The following is an 18,046-nucleotide window of genomic DNA, read 5'->3' as shown; positions in this document are numbered from 1 at the left end:
AACCGAGGTGAGAACCGTGGTAACGCATTTTAAGTGCATGCCAAACTGCGGCTATTGCTGCGCAATATCGCCAGTGACGGTATTTCCACATGAAATGATAATACTAAGTAAATTAGCCGAGGAGCTTAACGTAAATGACTTAACATTCAGGCCTGGCTATGTAATAGCGGATATTAAGAATGGTGTTAGGATCGCATTATCATACCTAATGCAACTAAATGATAAGGGAATATGCCCATTCCTAGAACCAAGCGATAAAACATGTAAGGTGCACTCCCTCTATAAGCCGTTAACCTGTAGATCCTTTCCATACCTACCCAGAGTAATTAGGTACGTAATTGACCCAGAGCTAAAGCTCGTAGACTTCACCGTAGAGTTCGTAGTATCCACATTATGCCCGGTCATTAAGAATAATTATACGCAGGAGGATTTAGAGATGATGATAGGTAATATTAAGATTGCCGTTAAGGTAATGCCTAGGGAAGTGGCGGCTGCCAAGGAAGCAATTAAGGTTAGAAAGACTTATGCGGAGACATTAACGGCATTGTGGAGAACTGGGTATGTGGAATTAAGGGGAAATGAAGGCAATAATACAAATTGGCCGATAGTCAATGCCTTCGAATACATTAGGCAATTCATACCCCACATTACACTAGATAATTTTGTACCAAATATATCCCAGGTAATGAGGAGGATTGATACGTAATCGATTATCCGATATCGATTTAGAGAAAGATTTATATTTAAGGTATAGAGCGGCTTACATGACCATCATGGAAGCAGCAATTAAAGCAATAAACTTAACAAAACGTTATGGAAACTTCACAGCCGTTGATCACATAAACTTTGAGGTATATTATGGAGAGATCTTCGGATTTCTCGGCCCGAACGGCGCAGGTAAAACAACAACAATAAAGATGCTAACCACGGTAACGAGACCAACAGAGGGAACGGCAATAGTTAATGGCTATGACATTGTTAAACAACCAGCCAAGGTCAGGGAAAGCATAGGTACCGTGCCTCAGGAATATACTGCAGATGAGGATTTGACGGGCTGGGAAAATTTAATGCTTATTGCTGCCTTATACGGCATACCTAAGAAGAAGGCTAGGGAGAGAGCTGCCGAGTTACTTGACTTGGTGGAACTTTCGTATGCTGCTGATAGGAAGGTGGAAACCTATTCTGGTGGTATGAGGAGGAGATTGGAGATTGCCATGGGACTTATTAATAGGCCTGCCATATTGTTCCTTGATGAGCCGACCCTTGGCCTTGATGCTCAGACCAGAGCCGCGATTTGGGATTATGTGTATAGGCTTAGGAAGCAGTATGGCGTAACTATATTCATGACGACGCATTACTTGGAAGAGGCTGATAGGTATGCTGAGAGGATTGCGATTATTGACCACGGCAAGATACTCGCCATTGGCACTCCTAAGGAGCTTAAGGAGAAGGTTGGTGGTGATGTTGTGACGATTGAGGTTAATGGAGATATTGGTCTCGCCAGAAAGGTTATTGAGGGTATTGATGGTGTTAATGGGGTTACTGTGAATGGCAACACGATAACCTTTAAGGTTAAGAATGGAAATACGGCAGCCCCAGCCATACTCGAGACACTTAATAAACTTAGTATAAGGGCTACGAGCATAACCATTAAGGAACCAACAATGGATGAGGTATTTCTTGAATTCACAGGTAGGAGACTTAGAGAGGAGGAAGGCAGTACAGAGGAGTTCATGAGGTTTAGGAGAACGGTGACTAGGGCGAGAAGGTGATGAACATGGCAGTGAGACTGCATCCCCTGCACGGTCTTTGGGCATTAACAAACAGGGAACTATCTAAGTGGTATAAGGCGCCAGTGATATTAATAATTTCATTGATACAACCAATTGTTTGGCTTGCATTCTTTGGTAAGTCCATGAACTTCGCAACGATGTTCACAAGCGGACTAAACATACCTGGATTAAACATACCTAAGCAGGTAATTGATGAGATAGGTTCCGAGATTCTTAAGGCGAATTTTGGAACTACGGACTACTTCTCATTCCTTGCCGTAGGCATGCTCTCCTTCATAACGCTATTCACATCATTGCAAAGCGGTATGAGCATAGTGTGGGATAGGAGACTTGGTGTTTTAGGTAAGTTATTAACAACGCCAGTGCCTAGGGGTAATATTGTAATGGCTAAGGTACTTAATTCCGTGATTAGATCCCTAACTCAAGCAACAATAGTCCTAATAATAGCAGTATTACTAGGTATGAAGTTAAACCCAAGCCTTAACCCACTGGATATAGTGGGTGCGTATGCGGCATTGACATTAATGTCCATGGGCTTTGCATCCCTATTCGTGATGCTAGCCCTAAGGTCAACCTCCTGGGAATCACAAATGGCCATCATGAACCTACTAAACATGCCACTAATGTTCGCAAGCAATTCCTTCTACCCAGTTAAGTCAATGCCCTGGTGGCTTAAGCCAATAGCCTACGTGAATCCACTCACGTATGTCAACGATATCAATAGGCAACTACTACTTGGTGTAACTGGACATAGCTTACTACTTGATTATACGTATCTAGTGATCTTTGCAGCAATATTCTCGATAATAGGCATAATACTTTCGTGGAGGTACTTATCTGAGGCGTGATTTTAAATAGAACAAAAGTAAATACAAAGTGTTATCTTGAGTAGGTGCCCATGTATTCTGCAGTACCAATTATATTATTCTTTATGATCCTCAGCACTTCATCCTTAGACGCCCTCTGCTTTATGTTAGGCACGGTATTCAACGCGTACAATCTGAAGAAGTATCTATGAGGTTTATGACCTCTCGGTGGGCATGGTCCACCATAACCAACCCTACCAAAGTCATTTACGCCTTGCATGCCTATGCCCTCAACCACGAGTGTCTTCGGAACATTCTCAGGGAGTTCTGTTTTATCAGGAGTAATGTTATATAATACCCAATGCGTGAATACTCCTATCGGTGCGTCTGGATCCTCCATTATTAGGACGAGGGATTTCGTACCAGCTGGTATATTTGACCATTGCAATGGTGGGCTTATATCAACATCATCACAGGTATATTTCTTGGGTATTCGTTCACCGTACTTAAAGGCTGTACTCATTAATGTGAACGACATACTAAGTCACTACTGCTTCAAACTTATTAAGTATTACGTTAATTTCATATATAACATGTTAAATAGCAAATTAATTAGTAGGATTAAAATAAGCAGTATTAATGGTTAAAATAAACCTCCGTAGTCAGGAAAGATACGGCGGAGCCTTAAATGCTCCGCATAGGGCCTTCTTGAGGGCTGTTGGTTTTACTGATGATGATATTGGTAAACCATTGATCGCAGTTGTTGCTGCATGGAGTGAGGCTGGTCCGTGCAATATACATACACTTCAATTAGCTATGCATACTAAGGAGGGTGTACGTAGGGGTGGTGGTTCACCACTCACTGTACCCACAATTGTTGTTAATGATAACATTGGTATGGGCACTGAGGGCATGAGATATAGCCTAGTGAGTAGGGAAGTCATTGCTGATACTATAGAGGCTCAGGTTAATGCCCATGCATTTGATGGGTTCGTCGGTATTGGCGGCTGTGATAAGACAACCCCTGGTATTTTAATGGCAATGGCTAGGCTAAACATACCTGCAGTTTACCTATATGGTGGAACTGCAGAACCTGGTTTCTATGGTGATCGCAAGCTCACGATTGAGGATGTGCATGAAGCCGTTGGTGCCTATTTGTCGGGAAAGATCGCTGAGGATGAACTTTATGAAATAGAAAAGAGGGCTCACCCAACTTACGGAACCTGCGCTGGCATGTTTACCGCAAACACCATGGCAACACTCGCTGAGACATTGGGTATGGCACTACTCGGTAACGCATCACCACCAGCGACATCTGCTCGAAGAGTAATGTATGCCATAGAAAGCGGTGCAGCGCTTATGAAAGCGATAGAACTCGGCATTAAACCTAGGGATGTAATGACTTATGAGTCATTTGAGAACGCAATAACCGTACTAATGGCAATGGGTGGATCAACAAACGCAATACTCCATTTATTGGCCATTGCATATGAGGCTGGGATTAAGTTAACCCTTGATGATTTCGATAGAATATCCAGGAGAACACCATACATAGCTAGTCTGAGACCAGGGGGTGATTATGTAATGGCTGACTTAGATGCGGTTGGCGGAGTCCCGTTAATCATGCTCAAGTTACTGAAGGCTGGTTTGCTCAATGGTAAGGTACTAACAATAACTGGTAAGACAATGGAGGAGAATTTAAGGGATTATAAATTCCCCAATGTACCGCATGACCACATTGTTAGGGATGCCAACAATCCAATAAAGCCCTGGGGCGGAATTAGAATACTTAGGGGTTCATTGGCACCTGAGGGTGCCGTCATTAAGGTTGCAGCGACTGAATTAATGAAATTTGAGGGTAAAGCAAGGCCATTTAATAGTGAAGAGGAGGCATTCCAAGCAATTAGGAGGGGTGAGATTAAGCCGGGTGACGTAGTTGTCATTAGGTACGAAGGTCCTAAGGGTAGTCCTGGTATGCCGGAAATGCTTAGGGTCACGGCAGCCATTGTCGGTGCTGGGCTAGGTAAGGACGTCGCATTGATCACTGACGGTAGGTTTAGTGGCGCTACTCGAGGATTCATGGTTGGTCATGTGGCTCCTGAGGCGGCCGTTGGAGGCCCAATAGCGATTGTTGAGGATGGAGATAAAATACTAATTGATGTAGAGAATGGGCGTTTAGACCTACTTGTATCCGAGGAGGAGATTAGGAGAAGATTAAAGAATTGGCAGCCACCACCGCCTAGGTATACGAGGGGGTTACTGGCTAAATATGCATCGTTAGTTACATCGGCATCAATAGGCGCAGTGACTTTACCAAAACCCTAGTGAGTCATTAATTGTTTAATTACGTTTTCAATACCCTCGTTCTTGAGAACCCAGTGGTTGAACCTTATTATTACTTTAATAACGTCGTCACCATCATCGAGTCTAGCCACGCCATTATACACCAGCTGCTTATTAAACCTGAGGTATAGTTTACCATCACTGAACCTGCTATTAATGGTAACCAGAATTATTTCCCTATCCAACTGATCAATAATTGAAAACATATACTTAACAATCTGCAGTGCATCTTCACCCTTAAATTGCGTTTTCACAGTGCCTATATTATTGCCGAAGTGCCCCTGCCCACCGCTCCTCATTATATTCACATTATCCCTATACTGCGGTGGTAATAAGTTAAGTAGGGCCTTTACGACCTTAAGCTCGCTCTCTGTGGCATGTACATGGGTACTAATCTCAATATGCTCCACGGGATTCATTACCAAGTTAATTAGTAATACCCCTTAATATTCCTTAACCAGAACTATCTTAGGCACCTTACAATGAGTTGTCTCCCTTAACTCCTTCAACTCATCATCACCTATACCGCCAGACCAAGCTTCCGTAACCATGTACAAGTCCTCGTCCTTAACACCCCTAACCATAGCACACATGTGAAGGGCACAAACCTTAACATAAACATACCTCGCATGCAGTAGCTCCTTGAGTTCATTAGCCAACTTACTTGTAAACCTCTCCTGAAGCATTGGCCTCGCAGCAAGCCACTTAACGTACCTAGCCACCTTACTTAGACCGGGAACCTCACTATTGAATGGTTCGTAAACTACAGTGACGGTGCCCATGACAGGCAACAAGTGATGCTCACATAGTGATATGAACTCAATATCATTAACAGAGATACGCCCAACATACTTACTGCCTTCCATAGGGAAAAACTTAACCTCGGGTGGTGATTCCCTCAAGCCATGAGTTAACTCAAGAAGTGCGCTCAAAAATCTCCTAGGTGTTTCTTTTAATCCAGGTCTATCTGGGTCATCACCTAAAAATTCTATTATCTTTCTTATGTATTCTTCAATTTCTAACATTGTATCATTGTAACGATCATTCACAAGACCAGGTGGATAATACCCCTATTTAAATAAAGCACCCATGCCTATTAAAAATAATTGCTGAGCGTATTATTAACGAAGTCTTTTCATTAATATTACTATTAATATTATTGATGCTATAATGCCGATTACCGATAAGTAATAATCATAGTAATTACTCAATATAACACCAACAACCTTAGAACTTGTTGACTCATTACTTGGGACCGTGGTCATATTTATGAGTTGCGCCAGGTATTGTGTATTTATGATTGACGGCATGTTTATGATAAAAGTCTCCTCCACAGTCACGTCGACATTAACATTACTATTATTGATGTACAGATAATTGAGGTATTGCCTAGCTAAGGCAGTAAGTACTGCCTTCTTAACCTCGTCTCTCATGATCATGCTCTCAACCTCACCCTCATACCCACTCACTTTGGTGATGTATGATAAAGCCCTTGTTTGATATGATGATATGTTTATATACGTAATTAGTAGCTGGTTCGTTAAATTAAGCAATTCATTGTGCAACAGGTAAAGACTCCTTGATATATTAATTATTAATAATTCACTCTCATTAGCCGCAGATATCGCATAATTAAGCCCCTCCGTAGCCTGATTAACCTGATTCTGCGTTGCTGAGAGCTCACCTTGAATAGTACCAAGGTTATTATATACCTGAGAAAGAGTTGTTAATGCATTCTCGAGTTGGTTTATTGTCGTTATTGCATTATTTATTTCATTAGTAAGCGTACTATTGTTTGTGGAACTCTCTATTTGTAGTAATTCCTGCTTTAATGAATTCAGTGAATTCATGTATGATTGTTGATTACTAACAAGAGGACTAAGCGAAGCCCTTAATTGGGATATTACGTTAGCCTCAGTATTCAATACCTGACCTCCCGCGGAAAGTGCTACCTTAAGCTCAATTAATTGAGCCTGAAGTAGGCTCTCAACGATGAGCGTCGAATTTATCAAGTATGCTGATGCACCGAGTACCTGAGCCGTCTGATTAAGTAAATCTATTAATTGGAGGAATTGCGCCGTGTAGTTATTAGCCATTCCAGATGCGTTAATTACAGAGTTCGATAATGATCTTAATTGACCAAGTGTATTATTTAGGCTATTAATGGCCTCATTCAATGAGTTCACTGATTCATTTAAGTCAATACTTACCTGGACAGTTATTGGATTTATCCTAACGCTATGCCATGGACCCATATCCTCAACAACCATGTTTAATGACAATGATGACGAGTTTTCAGTATTGAATAACCAATAATTAACCTCATAACCAAGTATATTTTGTGTTATTGTTGGTGTGATGTTATATTCATAAAAAAGCCCCGACTGCTTGGTTAGGGATATCGTGGTCATTACAGGGAATGGCAATGAATTTGTGGTGTTTATGGAGACGCTTACCTCAGTACCAACGCCACCATTAATTACTGTGGAATTCACGTAGGAATCATTAACGAGAACTGCATAATTCATCGACGCTATTGGGAGCATTGTATAAATGGGTTTAAACCTTACCTCAAGGGTTTCCTGCGAATATGGTTGAAGTGTGATTACCCAGTCAACCGTATTAGTACCAATTACTGTTGCTGATGGTGATACGTATAATATGCTTGAGTATGGTAGTATTGTCATGGAAACATTGAGTGGTATTACGTATGGCCCATTATTATAAAGCATTAATGAGTATTCGATATAGTAATTCGTAGCTTGATTATAGGGGTTTAGGTAAGTGACGTAGTTAATAGTGAAGTATGCATTTAATGATTCGCTGGCGTGGGTTATGGTACTCATTAATGCTACTATTAATATCATTAATATTAACATGTACCTAATTCCCATCAATATGCACCACCCATATTACTTAATTAAACTTTTATATCGTTTTCATGAGACTATCAATTAAACTCCTCTTCCTTTCTATATCACTAATATCCTGACCTAGTCTCCTTAGTCTCCTCTCATCAATTTCGAGTACCCTCAAATACGACTTAATCACCGCTAATTGATCAATCCTTAATTTACTGAACTCCTCCTTTATCCTTTCAAGGTCGCTTTCCTGCATTATCCTACCACCCCTGAGGTAAATAATCCTATTACCAATTGATGCAACCTCCATATTATGTGTCGCAATCACGAAGGTAACACCCACGGCCCTATTCAATAATCTAATTAGGTCTAGGATTAAGTATGAACTGGCCAGGTCTATGGAACCCGTTGGCTCATCCATTATTATGAAGGATGGGGCATTAGCCAAGGCCCTTGCAATGGCAACCCTCTGCTGCTGGCCACCACTTAGTTGATTTGGTTTATTATTGATGAACTCACCAACACCCACAAGATCAAGAAGTAACCTAGCCTTCTCCCTGGCTTCATCCTTCGTATACCTACCCGTCAACAACATTGGCAACATAACATTTTCAAGCGCTGTTAATTGTGAAACCAGGTTGTACTGCTGAAATACAAAGCCAAGTTTCTCAAGTCTAAACTTCGATAGGTAATTCTCATCAGCATCCGTAACATCAACACCATCAATGATAACTCTACCACTGGTTGGTTTATCGAGCGTACTCATTATATTCATAAGCGTCGTCTTACCAGAGCCACTGGGCCCCATTACAATTGCTATCTCCCCACTCCTAATGACTAGGTTTATATCGATTAATGCATCAACATAAACACTACTGCTTAGGTAATACCTCTTACTAATGTTAATTAGCTTAATGACCTCCTCATTGCTTCTCACGGAAAATGGTATTTAATACTAGTTAAAATCCTTATTGCGAATGATATCGAGAAAGGCACTATCAATCGCAGTAATCATGGCTTGGCTAATGGTAATGATCTATTTAACGTATTATTCGATAAATGTGTTCAATGTATTAACATATGACGAGACACAATTAATGCCGAGTAATATAGAACCAGTAATTGTAAGCAATCTAGTCAATAAGTACGTAGGTGTGTCTAACGAAACAACACTTGTGGTCGTAGTTAAATTGAGTAGTAATGGAACAGTAAGTATAAGGAATAGGTTGAATTACGTTAGTAGGATTATTAGGGAAGTTGATGCACCCAACATATCAGTAACTAGCCTGTTAACTGCATATAATGATGTTTATATGATATATAATGAAACTATAAGTAATGCTACTAATGAAATAATTAGTAATGAAACTAAAGATATATGGGAACTTTATTGGTCATTAAATAATAAGTGCTCATTAATAATACACTTGAATAGGGAGTATTATTCAACGGTTTATGGCATAGGTAATGAAATGGGGGGTAAACTCAACGCCACAATAAATTATGCCCAATTACTTTATTATGAAATTGAAAATTATTACTTGAGGAATTATCCAAATACATCACTAAATACCTTGTTTGAATTAACGACTAGGGAGTACGAACTTAAGTATGGATATTATGACAAGTACATCAATGAGCTAGCCAATGAAACCCTCAGTCAATTAATTAGTGTAATTGGTGATGATCCATCACCATACGTGTTAATCACGAGAAACATAACTGGCATTCTACTGACGAATTATGAACGTATTATTCAGGAGGAATATCCGGGAATTAACATAAATAACGTGACTGGTTACGTCTATAATCAATTAATTAATGATGGTATTAATGAATCAACACTCAAGATTGCCATATTAATAGGACCTAGTACTAACTTAAATCTCCTAAGGTTTCTATTAATTCAGGAATACCTCAATGATACTTCACCAATACTCATGCCATACATTTATCAATTAGCGTGTAACAATAATACATCGATTGTTTACTCAATAATTAATGAATTGAGGTATAGCATCATGAACGCCCTAATGCAGGAATACCCACCACCAAGTATACTTAATCTACCCAATAACTTGACGCAAAGGTTCCTGAATGGTACGTATACCGTGGTCTTCATAATATTGCCAGGTAATTATGAGGATGAGGTTTACGACCTATTAACACATAAGAATTGGATATACCCAGTCAGTACTGGTGTTATTCTCTATGAACTTGAGAAGATGGTTACTAATGATGTGAATATAATTGATAAGTCAACGGCAATCCTCGTATTCGCAACTATGACAACAATGCTAGGAACATTAATAGGGCCAGTAATTTCACTAACAATACTTGGATTAACATACCTAGCATCCCTTGGACTCCTCCATAATTGGGCAATACAATTCAAGCTTTATTACCTCACTGTTTACATGATTGCCCCAATAATCTTCGGAATAGGCGTTGACTACAGCATGCTAATGCTCAGTAGGTATCTAGAGGAGAGGATTAAGGGGTATAGTAAGGATAGGGCATTGAGCATTGTTTTATCCCGTGTTAGACCGACAGTATTAACAAGCGCATCCGTGGTTGGACTTGGACTCGGTAGTTTCGCAATATCGAGGTATGGTTATATACAGGACATTGGTATTGGCTTCATAATTGCCGTGGCACTCACGATAATGGCAACCGCAATAATACTACCCGAGATCATGAGATTACTCGGCGATAGTGTACTATGGCCTATGGGATTAAGGGCTAAGTCAATTGAGTTAAGGACCGCCTTCCTCTCAAGAATGGCCAAGCTGGCTGTTAACAAACCAAAGACAATATTGTCAATATTCTTGGTTGTAACGATCCTGGCACTCACGTACCTCTTACTCAACATTAACATAACCACAGACCCAGTACAAGTAATGCCAAACACACCTGCTAAGACCGGACTTAGCATTCTAATTAATTATTTTAGGAATTATGATTACTCAACAGCGTATCTAGTGGTTTATGGGAACAAGACGGCGGCATTAGCATTGCTTAATGAGACTAGGAATCAGAGCTATGTAATTAATGCAGCTCTCTCATATAATGGCTCAAACCTATACATAATAACTGCTACGGTAAATCAACAATCATTATCAGATAAGTTAATACCAATCTACATAAGCCTTAAGAGCATAGCCAATGAGGTATCTAGGGAGTATGGTGTTAAGGTACTTGTTGGAGGCTCACCATCATATAAGTATTACTTCGTGCTTGGCTTTGAACGTGAATACTACGGCTTCATACTCTATATAATGATTATAATTAACGTAGTAATACTTACGATTTACATGAGGTCGGTGATGATACCATTGAGACTCGTCGCAACCGTGTTAATGAGCATAACCTGGTCACTTGCATTGACAATATTCGTATTCCAGGGCTTAATGGGGATAAAGACCTATTGGTTATTACCTGTGATATTAATATCATTATTGTTAAGTGTTGGTACGGATTACGACTTATTCATAATCAGCAGGTTTAGGGAGGAGGTCATTAATGGATATAACGATAAGGACGCTATCGTTAGGGCTGTGGAGTTCACAGGGCCTGTGGTTACGGGAGCAGCCCTAGTACTGGCCATGGCCTTCGCATCACTGGCGTTATCAAGCATCTACATACTTAAGCAAGTCGCGTTAGCCGTGGCTTCATCAGTCATAATAGACTCATTCGTAGTTAGACCATTGCTTGTGCCGGCAATAATCGTGCTACTTGGTAGGTGGAACTGGTGGCCATTTATTCGTAAGAATCAATCAACAATACCCCTTTAATAATGTATTCCGCGCAATGTAAATTAAGGGATCCGCATAGAATCTCTGTATATGAAAAATACATACATTGCTTATCTGCCTTGGTACGTGAAGCTCGAGGATGGTACCAGGTATAAGATACCACTTAGTTTAATAATGAGGGGATTACGTAGCAACATCTTCATCATTAAGATACCAAGTTATGAAATAAGGCGCGCAGCCATGGGATTAATTGAGAAGGGATTTAAACCAACGCTATTAGCGGTTAATAAGGGCGAGTCATATAGTCTCTCGATGAGGGCTTATGGCCCGTGGGAACTTCATACAAGAATATTTAATGATGGCACCATAGAGACTGAGGTTGAGATTAACAGGGATTACCTACAGCACCTTGTTGGCCCCAGGTTTAATGTTGTTTATGAGACCTATGAATCGCTTAGGAATTACGTTAGCGAAAGGAAGATATGCATTAGGCCGTTTGGTATGTGTATAGGTGATGTTATTGAGAATATCGGTATTGAGTTGAGGGCGCCCAAGGCATTAATACCTTGGAAACCCATAGCCATAATAACGGCTTCACTTGCTTTAGCACCAATACTAAATAACTTGAGTAAGGCCTATAATGCTTTTGTATGACTATTTGTTATTTTAATTATTTCTAATTCCCCCAATTACCGCCCTATCTTTCTGATACTATAAGGAATATATTTGCCTTTCTGTGAAAGTGAAAAGGAAAATCTTCTTGGAGTTTGGTAGGGAATAAAGGAATGTATGCTTGAGCAGTAATGATCACTCTCCTCATAGCCATCCCTTCCTCCTTAAGTAAACGGCCATTATTGCAGTGACGATTATGACAGGAGACAGGAAAATCAGTGCACTAATGTTTAAGAGACTCTGCCAGATAGAGGGAAAGGTCACCGCATAGACACTCGCTACTGCTGTAATGGGCAAGAATAGGATTGAAACTGAGGTCAATTTCTTGATTACCTCATTTAAGTCGTACTGCACTTTCGTGTAGTACAAATTATACAAGTCCGACAATCTCGTAATTAGTAGCTCGGCCCTATCCAAAGAGAACTTAGCATCATCCTCCACCTGCTCTTCCAGTTCCTTTGAGAGTTTCTTAACAACGAAGTAAAGTACAGTGGCGTCAGAGAACAGCTGATAGGCCTTTCTCCTGAGTTGGACTACTTCGATGCCTTCAATGGGCTCTCCCGCGATTGCCTCTTCAAAGAGCTTCTCATAGATAGCGTAGTACTCGTTCCTCTTCTCGCCAAGTATGTAAATCATTTCGTAAACTATTTCAGTGAAGATACTCCAGGGAGAACAGTCCTTGGGCTCTATTTCCTTGAAAGTCTCGAGAGCCTCTTTCGTGTGGGTGACTACTTTGTCCTTCGTAATTGTGAAGTAGTAGGGAAACCCCATTAACTCAAGTCTCACGTAATACTTGCCATCCTCGCCCTTAACTACCCTGTATATGTCCACCTCGTCTTTAGGATAGGTACTCGGCATTTCGGAGTACTCCAGCTGGCACTTCATCACTTTAGCTTTCATAATTCGGGAAAAAATTTTCTTTTTATTTTAATTAAAAATCTAGACATTAGTTAATTGAATACCCTTGCTTCCTTGAGTACGAATGCCGCTATTAGACTCCTGCGAACTTGGTGGAGATCGAGTAATGAAGACAAGTGGTTAACAATCACAATAAAGGTTGAATTCCTCTGTAGCTCACTTTTTACAGTAGAATAGGTGTCCCTAGATTATCATGAACATTGAAATAATACCGTAATAATCAAGTCTTGAAGAGGCGTTTAATTTTTATTTCAATTACTTAATGTTTATATTTTTCAGTTACGCAATAAATGGGATGGGTACGGAAGGAGGAACTATAGTTGGCATTGCTGGCAATGCAGATGTTAAGGATATTATTAAGTACATTGCTCACATAATTTCATCATCGCTTGATGTTAAACCTAGTGATTGCCTATTAAATAATTATGGTGTTATTACAATGAATGCCGTAAACTCAATAATTAAGTTATTCCCTGAACTATCAAGGGAGTTAAATGCACTGGCCAGTAAGTTTACGGAAATACAGGAGGCAAGTAAGAAACTTGTTGGGATTAAGGACGTTGGTGAATATGCAGATAGTGTATTAACAATATTCACTACGTATAATGTCGATCCAGGAATATACGCAGTATTTGCTGCCTTTCAGGCAATGGAGGTAGCAAAGACCTGCGGTGAAAATGATGCGAAGTTCTTCCTGGTAAGGACTTTATTGGCAGGTTCACTGCCATTTAATTTATACAGAGTGCTACTTGATTACTTAGGCATGGACCATAGATTCCCAATAAACCTACTAAAGGCCTTACTTGAAACAATATGATGTATTGGAGATAATATTCACAACTTAAAAACCACTTATTAATTGGTATAGGTAGGACGGCGTTACAGGCGTTCTACCGAGCTTTACCTTAACACTGGTTTTACTTTTTATGGCCTTCTCCAATGCGAGGAACACGGATACCAAGGCACCTGTCGTTCCCGACTCCCCAATACCCCTAAGGCCACCAGGTAGTGGTGATTGTGTATTCATTTCGTTTGTCGTGATCCTATAGGTAATATCTCCCGTGTTTGGTAGGCCGTAATCCGCAAGCGATGCATGCAATGGTGTACCATCCTCACTATAAAATGCGCCCTCCCAAAGGACTTGGGCAAGACCTTGGAGTACGCCACCATGGACTTGGGCCTCAACCTCATCCTTAAGGAGTGGCTTACCCACATTATGTACCGTGTAGTAATCAATGACCCTAGCAGTTAGCGTCTCTGGGTTAAAGTCAACCACTGCAACATGAGCACTTGGTGCGAATACAGCAATGCTAGGCTTATAATCAACCTCCTCCTCAATAACCACATCCTTAGACCTTATCGCATCGATTAATGATAAACCCATTAACGATAACCTCGAAGTAACTCTCTCGGCTAGTTCCGTAATGGCAGCCGCAACCACGGTAGCGCTCCTACTACCGAATGTACCAACACCATAATTAAGTGTCTCCGTGTCACCAGGCACAACCTCAATAAACTCCCCAGGTATTCCGAAAACCTCTGATGCATACTTCGTAAAGGCCGATATGTGGGCATGGCCCTGCGGCCTAGAACCAATAATTAGTCTCATTTTGCCGTTACCTATCACGGCCTTAACACCCTCACCACCGAGTACGCTCACGTACAGCGCAAAAACGGCAATAGACACGCCCTTATCTGGGTACTTACTCCTGAACTCGTAGTAACGCTTTGCCGCATACTCAAGTATTGATTGATAATTGGCTGGGTCAATAACAAGGCCCAGCGGTGTCCTATAGGTTTCTCCATCCCTAATTATATTCTTCCTCTTAACCTCAACAGGATCCATACCAAGCTCATCAGCTAGATCATCCATTAATGTCTCATGAATCAACGCAGCCTCAGGCCTACCAGCACCACGGTATGGCCCAGAGGGTGGTGTGTTTGTGAAAACACCGACCGCCCTGACCCTGGCCGCAATCATTTTATAGGGGCCTGTGGATAGATTCGCAATGAACAATGGCGATGATGCGTTTATCGTGAAGTTATAGGCGCCTAAATTAACGATGACCTCACCCTCAATACCTAACACAGTGCCATCCCTCTTAGCATAGAGTCTCATTCTTGACTTAACGCCTCTGCCCTGAGTCGCATTGTTTAAGTGCTCGGTCCTCGTTTCAACCCACTTAACGGGCCTTCTCAATTTCATTGACGCTATTGCAGCAAGTACGTACTCAGGGTAAGCTGGCGTCTTATTACCGAAGGCTCCTCCAATATTTTTAGGCGCCTTAACCACAATCTTATCAATGGGTAGACCAAGGGTCTCAGCCAGGTCTGATCTAACCCTAAATGTTGACTGTGTTGATGCATAAACGAGGAGTTTGTCGCCGTCGTAATAAACAATGCAGCCCTTGGGTTCCATTGGATTGGCAACTAGCCTGGCCTGTTCAATCTCCCTCTCAACAACCACGTCTGCCTCCTTGAACGCATTAAGGTTGCCACCCTCTAATGTGGCGTCTAGGGATATATTCGTGCCTATTTCAGGGTGTATTATTTCCTCATTTTTCAATGCCTCATCTATCGTAATTATGGGTTTTAATGGTTCATACTCAATTGATACCTCATCAGCAATATCCTCAAGTGAGTACCTGGACTCGGCGACTACCGCAGCCACTGGTTGGCCGACGAAGTTCACAGTATTGCTAGGCAGTACGGGCATCCTAACTATCCTTGCATTGGGTACGGACACCGCTGGCATCAGTAGATTACCTATGGTTTTTACCGTGAAAAATAGCAGGGCCTTAGTACCTGGCTCCTCTATTTTTAATATCCTGGCTCTTGCATATGGCGATCTAATTACGTGGAGGTAAGCCATATTGTTGAGCTTAATATCATCTAGATATGTGGAATTACCGAGTATAATGTCTAAGTGCTCCTTAATTGGCACGGCACCTAATCTAACGAATATTTTTAAGGTTTGTTAGTGTTTTTCCTTAATTCTTTAATTCATAAAGAATAGAAAGATTTTTAATCAAAAACTCTGTAGATTTAACGATGGAATCCAGCGTGGGTAAGGAGGTCGTGGATACCCTGGAGGAATTCATGAGTAGGGTCTTTCCAGACATCATTGGCGCCCTCGTGGTTAGGCGTGATGGATTACCCGTGGCCTTTAAGGTTAGCAATGAATTCAATGCCAAGGTTGTGAGCGCCATGGTTGCAATAGCAAGGAGTACAATAGATAGGCTTGGCGTAGAACTAAGCCTTGGTGAACCAGCAATAAGCATAGTGCAATATACAAAGGACACATTGCTAATAGCACCATTAAGTAAGGACTTAATACTAACGGCGATAGCAAAGCCTGAACCGAACCTCGGATTAATACTGCTCGAAATAGAGAAACTGAAGGATAAATTAACAAAAATTCTCATTGAGTAATTGAAATATTTAATTAAGGCTGTAATTAAAACAAGGTCATTATTACGAGAATATACCTATCCTCCCCTCTAGAACCATTTGCTCTATCTGCGATGGCGTTAAACCCTTCGTTTCAGGCATGAATAGGTATGACCAAAGGGCCACAAAGAGTATTGCACCACCAAGCAATATGAAGGCCCCATCATACCCAATTTGATTAATCAGTACTGGCATATAGAAGGAAGCAAATGCGGCGCCAAACCTTGAAAACATTGCAGCGAGACCCTGACCAGTAGCTCTAACCCTAGTTGGCCATATCTCGGCCATTGCCACAGTGAATGGACCAGGGCCAAAATTCATGAAGTAGTAATATATTGTGAATAAGGCCATGACGAGTGGGAATGCCAAGGAAGTTGAGAAGAGTTTCATCTCATATAGTGCAAATCCAATGAGCATGTCAATACCCATTATTGTCGACCCAAGTATTGTCACAAATCTCCTGCCAAGTATATCGTAGGTAACTGCCGTTGTGTAATAACCAAGGAGCGCAATAGCCCAGTAGAGGGCTGATGCTAGGAAGGATAATTCCGTAGTTGTTAATCCAAGGCCCTTAGTAATGTATGGCGTGTACATGTTTGATCCATAGAAGGCTATGTCGGCTACAGGCCACCAAACCCATAGGAATATTGTTGTTATCCACATTTTACCAGCGAATAAGTCCTTAATCGATGGCTTTCTTACAACGCCAGGGTCAAAGCTCGCCTCCCTACCGCCAGTCATTTTCTTAACAACATCAGTACTCTTCTCCCTAACTCTCCTGCCCAATTGCTCCTGTAGTGCGGCCCACCTAGGTGATTCAAGTATGCCCATCCTAAGTAGAATGACTACCAGACCCCAAATGGCCTCACTACCAAGCATGAACCTCCAGGTAAAGTCTGGATTCGTGTTTCCCCAGGCAACTGCCATGCCATATGCGGATAGGAAGCCGACGACAGAACCAATACCCCAGAAACTATTCATTGACGCAAGTGCGAAGCCCCTGCGTCTTGCCGGTGCGTACTCAGCTACCATCGTTGGTGATAATGAGTAATCACCACCAATACCTATACCCAGTAAAAACCTCACTGTGAATAACTCCCAGAAGTTCGTTACGAAGGCCGAGAGAGCACCAAAGACCACGAAGAACACTAAGTCATAGATATAGAGCAGTCTTCTACCCATCCTATCAGCAATTGGCCCAAATAGTACGGCGCCCAGGGCAACACCTATGAAGGCTGACGCCGCTAATAGACCGGTCTCTACGGGTGTTAACCTCCATAATGGCTTTAAATAAAGTAGTGCGGCACCTATTATTAATGTGTCGTAAGCATCCACGAATTGTCCCATGGATGCCGTGAACCAAGCAAGCCAAAAGTATTTACCAAGCTTCCTCAGTGGCAGGTCATCGTAATTAACGCCCTTTATATTACCTGAACCATTCATTAATC

General features: G+C 41.3%; 16 protein-coding genes. 8 read left to right on the top strand and 8 right to left on the bottom strand.

The genetic code is table 11. The annotated features are described in order from the left end of the window. Positions 1-7 precede the first annotated feature (7 nt). The 3 genes from ACP5L5_RS03710 (at position 8) to ACP5L5_RS03700 (ending at position 2,641) form a co-directional block, all read left to right on the top strand. Entirely contained in the window at positions 8-706 is a 699-nt protein-coding gene (locus tag ACP5L5_RS03710; RefSeq protein WP_428761704.1) for a YkgJ family cysteine cluster protein, read from the top strand. Between the two features lie 64 nt (positions 707-770). Further along, complete coding sequence (locus ACP5L5_RS03705; RefSeq protein ID WP_428761765.1) at positions 771-1,772, top strand: ATP-binding cassette domain-containing protein; 1,002 nt, start codon at positions 771-773, stop codon at positions 1,770-1,772. After that, positions 1,772-2,641 carry an ABC transporter permease gene (locus ACP5L5_RS03700; protein WP_428761702.1) on the top strand — a complete coding sequence of 290 codons (870 nt, stop codon included), beginning with the start codon at positions 1,772-1,774 and terminating at the stop codon, positions 2,639-2,641. The genes ACP5L5_RS03705 and ACP5L5_RS03700 overlap by 1 nt, the downstream gene beginning before the upstream one ends. Positions 2,642-2,672: 31 nt before the next feature. Here ACP5L5_RS03700 and ACP5L5_RS03695 read toward each other — a convergent pair whose 3' ends face one another. Beyond that, positions 2,673-3,137 (bottom strand): YbhB/YbcL family Raf kinase inhibitor-like protein, encoded by a 465-nt coding sequence (locus ACP5L5_RS03695; RefSeq protein ID WP_428761700.1) that lies wholly within the window; start codon positions 3,135-3,137, stop codon positions 2,673-2,675. A 101-nt stretch (positions 3,138-3,238) separates the two neighbouring features. Here ACP5L5_RS03695 and ilvD point away from each other — a divergent pair, with 101 nt between their 5' ends. Continuing rightward, a complete protein-coding gene (gene ilvD, locus ACP5L5_RS03690; protein ID WP_428761698.1) occupies positions 3,239-4,924 on the top strand; it encodes a dihydroxy-acid dehydratase in 1,686 nt (561 codons plus the stop codon). Here ilvD and ACP5L5_RS03685 read toward each other — a convergent pair. From ACP5L5_RS03685 to ACP5L5_RS03670, 4 genes are all read right to left on the bottom strand, one after another. Then, on the bottom strand, positions 4,921-5,361 hold the full coding sequence (locus tag ACP5L5_RS03685) for an RNA-binding domain-containing protein (protein WP_013604662.1): 441 nt from the start codon (positions 5,359-5,361) through the stop codon (positions 4,921-4,923). The genes ilvD and ACP5L5_RS03685 overlap by 4 nt on opposite strands. Positions 5,362-5,385: 24 nt before the next feature. Further along, the gene (folE, locus tag ACP5L5_RS03680) at positions 5,386-5,991 is read right to left on the bottom strand and encodes a GTP cyclohydrolase I (RefSeq protein WP_428761696.1); all 606 of its coding nucleotides are present in this window, start codon (positions 5,989-5,991) and stop codon (positions 5,386-5,388) included. Between the two features lie 72 nt (positions 5,992-6,063). After that, positions 6,064-7,836, bottom strand: a complete 1,773-nt coding sequence (locus ACP5L5_RS03675) for a hypothetical protein (RefSeq protein WP_428761694.1) — start codon at positions 7,834-7,836, stop codon at positions 6,064-6,066. Positions 7,837-7,870: 34 nt separating this feature from the next. Next, the gene (locus tag ACP5L5_RS03670) at positions 7,871-8,740 is read right to left on the bottom strand and encodes an ABC transporter ATP-binding protein (RefSeq protein ID WP_428761692.1); all 870 of its coding nucleotides are present in this window, start codon (positions 8,738-8,740) and stop codon (positions 7,871-7,873) included. A gap of 40 nt (positions 8,741-8,780) precedes the next feature. Here ACP5L5_RS03670 and ACP5L5_RS03665 point away from each other — a divergent pair, with 40 nt between their 5' ends. Further along, positions 8,781-11,597 carry an MMPL family transporter gene (locus ACP5L5_RS03665; RefSeq protein WP_428761690.1) on the top strand — a complete coding sequence of 939 codons (2,817 nt, stop codon included), beginning with the start codon at positions 8,781-8,783 and terminating at the stop codon, positions 11,595-11,597. A 51-nt stretch (positions 11,598-11,648) separates the two neighbouring features. Continuing rightward, positions 11,649-12,212: a hypothetical protein gene (locus ACP5L5_RS03660; protein WP_428761688.1), complete on the top strand. Its 564-nt coding sequence runs from the start codon at positions 11,649-11,651 to the stop codon at positions 12,210-12,212. Positions 12,213-12,374: 162 nt separating this feature from the next. Here ACP5L5_RS03660 and ACP5L5_RS03655 read toward each other — a convergent pair whose 3' ends face one another. Further along, positions 12,375-13,115, bottom strand: a complete 741-nt coding sequence (locus ACP5L5_RS03655; RefSeq protein WP_428761687.1) for a CorA family divalent cation transporter — start codon at positions 13,113-13,115, stop codon at positions 12,375-12,377. Positions 13,116-13,443: 328 nt separating this feature from the next. Here ACP5L5_RS03655 and ACP5L5_RS03650 point away from each other — a divergent pair, with 328 nt between their 5' ends. After that, positions 13,444-13,965 (top strand): hypothetical protein, encoded by a 522-nt coding sequence (locus ACP5L5_RS03650; protein WP_428761685.1) that lies wholly within the window; start codon positions 13,444-13,446, stop codon positions 13,963-13,965. A 24-nt stretch (positions 13,966-13,989) separates the two neighbouring features. Here the strand turns inward: ACP5L5_RS03650 and ACP5L5_RS03645 are convergent, their stop codons facing one another. Next, positions 13,990-16,092 (bottom strand): xanthine dehydrogenase family protein molybdopterin-binding subunit, encoded by a 2,103-nt coding sequence (locus ACP5L5_RS03645; protein ID WP_428761683.1) that lies wholly within the window; start codon positions 16,090-16,092, stop codon positions 13,990-13,992. A gap of 107 nt (positions 16,093-16,199) precedes the next feature. Here ACP5L5_RS03645 and ACP5L5_RS03640 point away from each other — a divergent pair, with 107 nt between their 5' ends. Beyond that, entirely contained in the window at positions 16,200-16,580 is a 381-nt protein-coding gene (locus tag ACP5L5_RS03640; RefSeq protein ID WP_428761682.1) for a roadblock/LC7 domain-containing protein, read from the top strand. A gap of 42 nt (positions 16,581-16,622) precedes the next feature. On the opposite strand, the gene ACP5L5_RS03635 is transcribed toward ACP5L5_RS03640, so the two are convergent. Continuing rightward, on the bottom strand, positions 16,623-18,041 hold the full coding sequence (locus tag ACP5L5_RS03635; RefSeq protein WP_428761680.1) for an MFS transporter: 1,419 nt from the start codon (positions 18,039-18,041) through the stop codon (positions 16,623-16,625). Between the last annotated feature and the right edge of the window lie 5 nt (positions 18,042-18,046).

It is taken from the genome of Vulcanisaeta sp., assembly GCF_049966235.1.
Taxonomy (GTDB): domain Archaea; phylum Thermoproteota; class Thermoprotei; order Thermoproteales; family Thermocladiaceae; genus Vulcanisaeta; species Vulcanisaeta moutnovskia.
The sequence above is the reverse complement of the archived record's forward strand: the minus strand, read 5'-3'. Positions and strand labels throughout refer to the sequence as shown.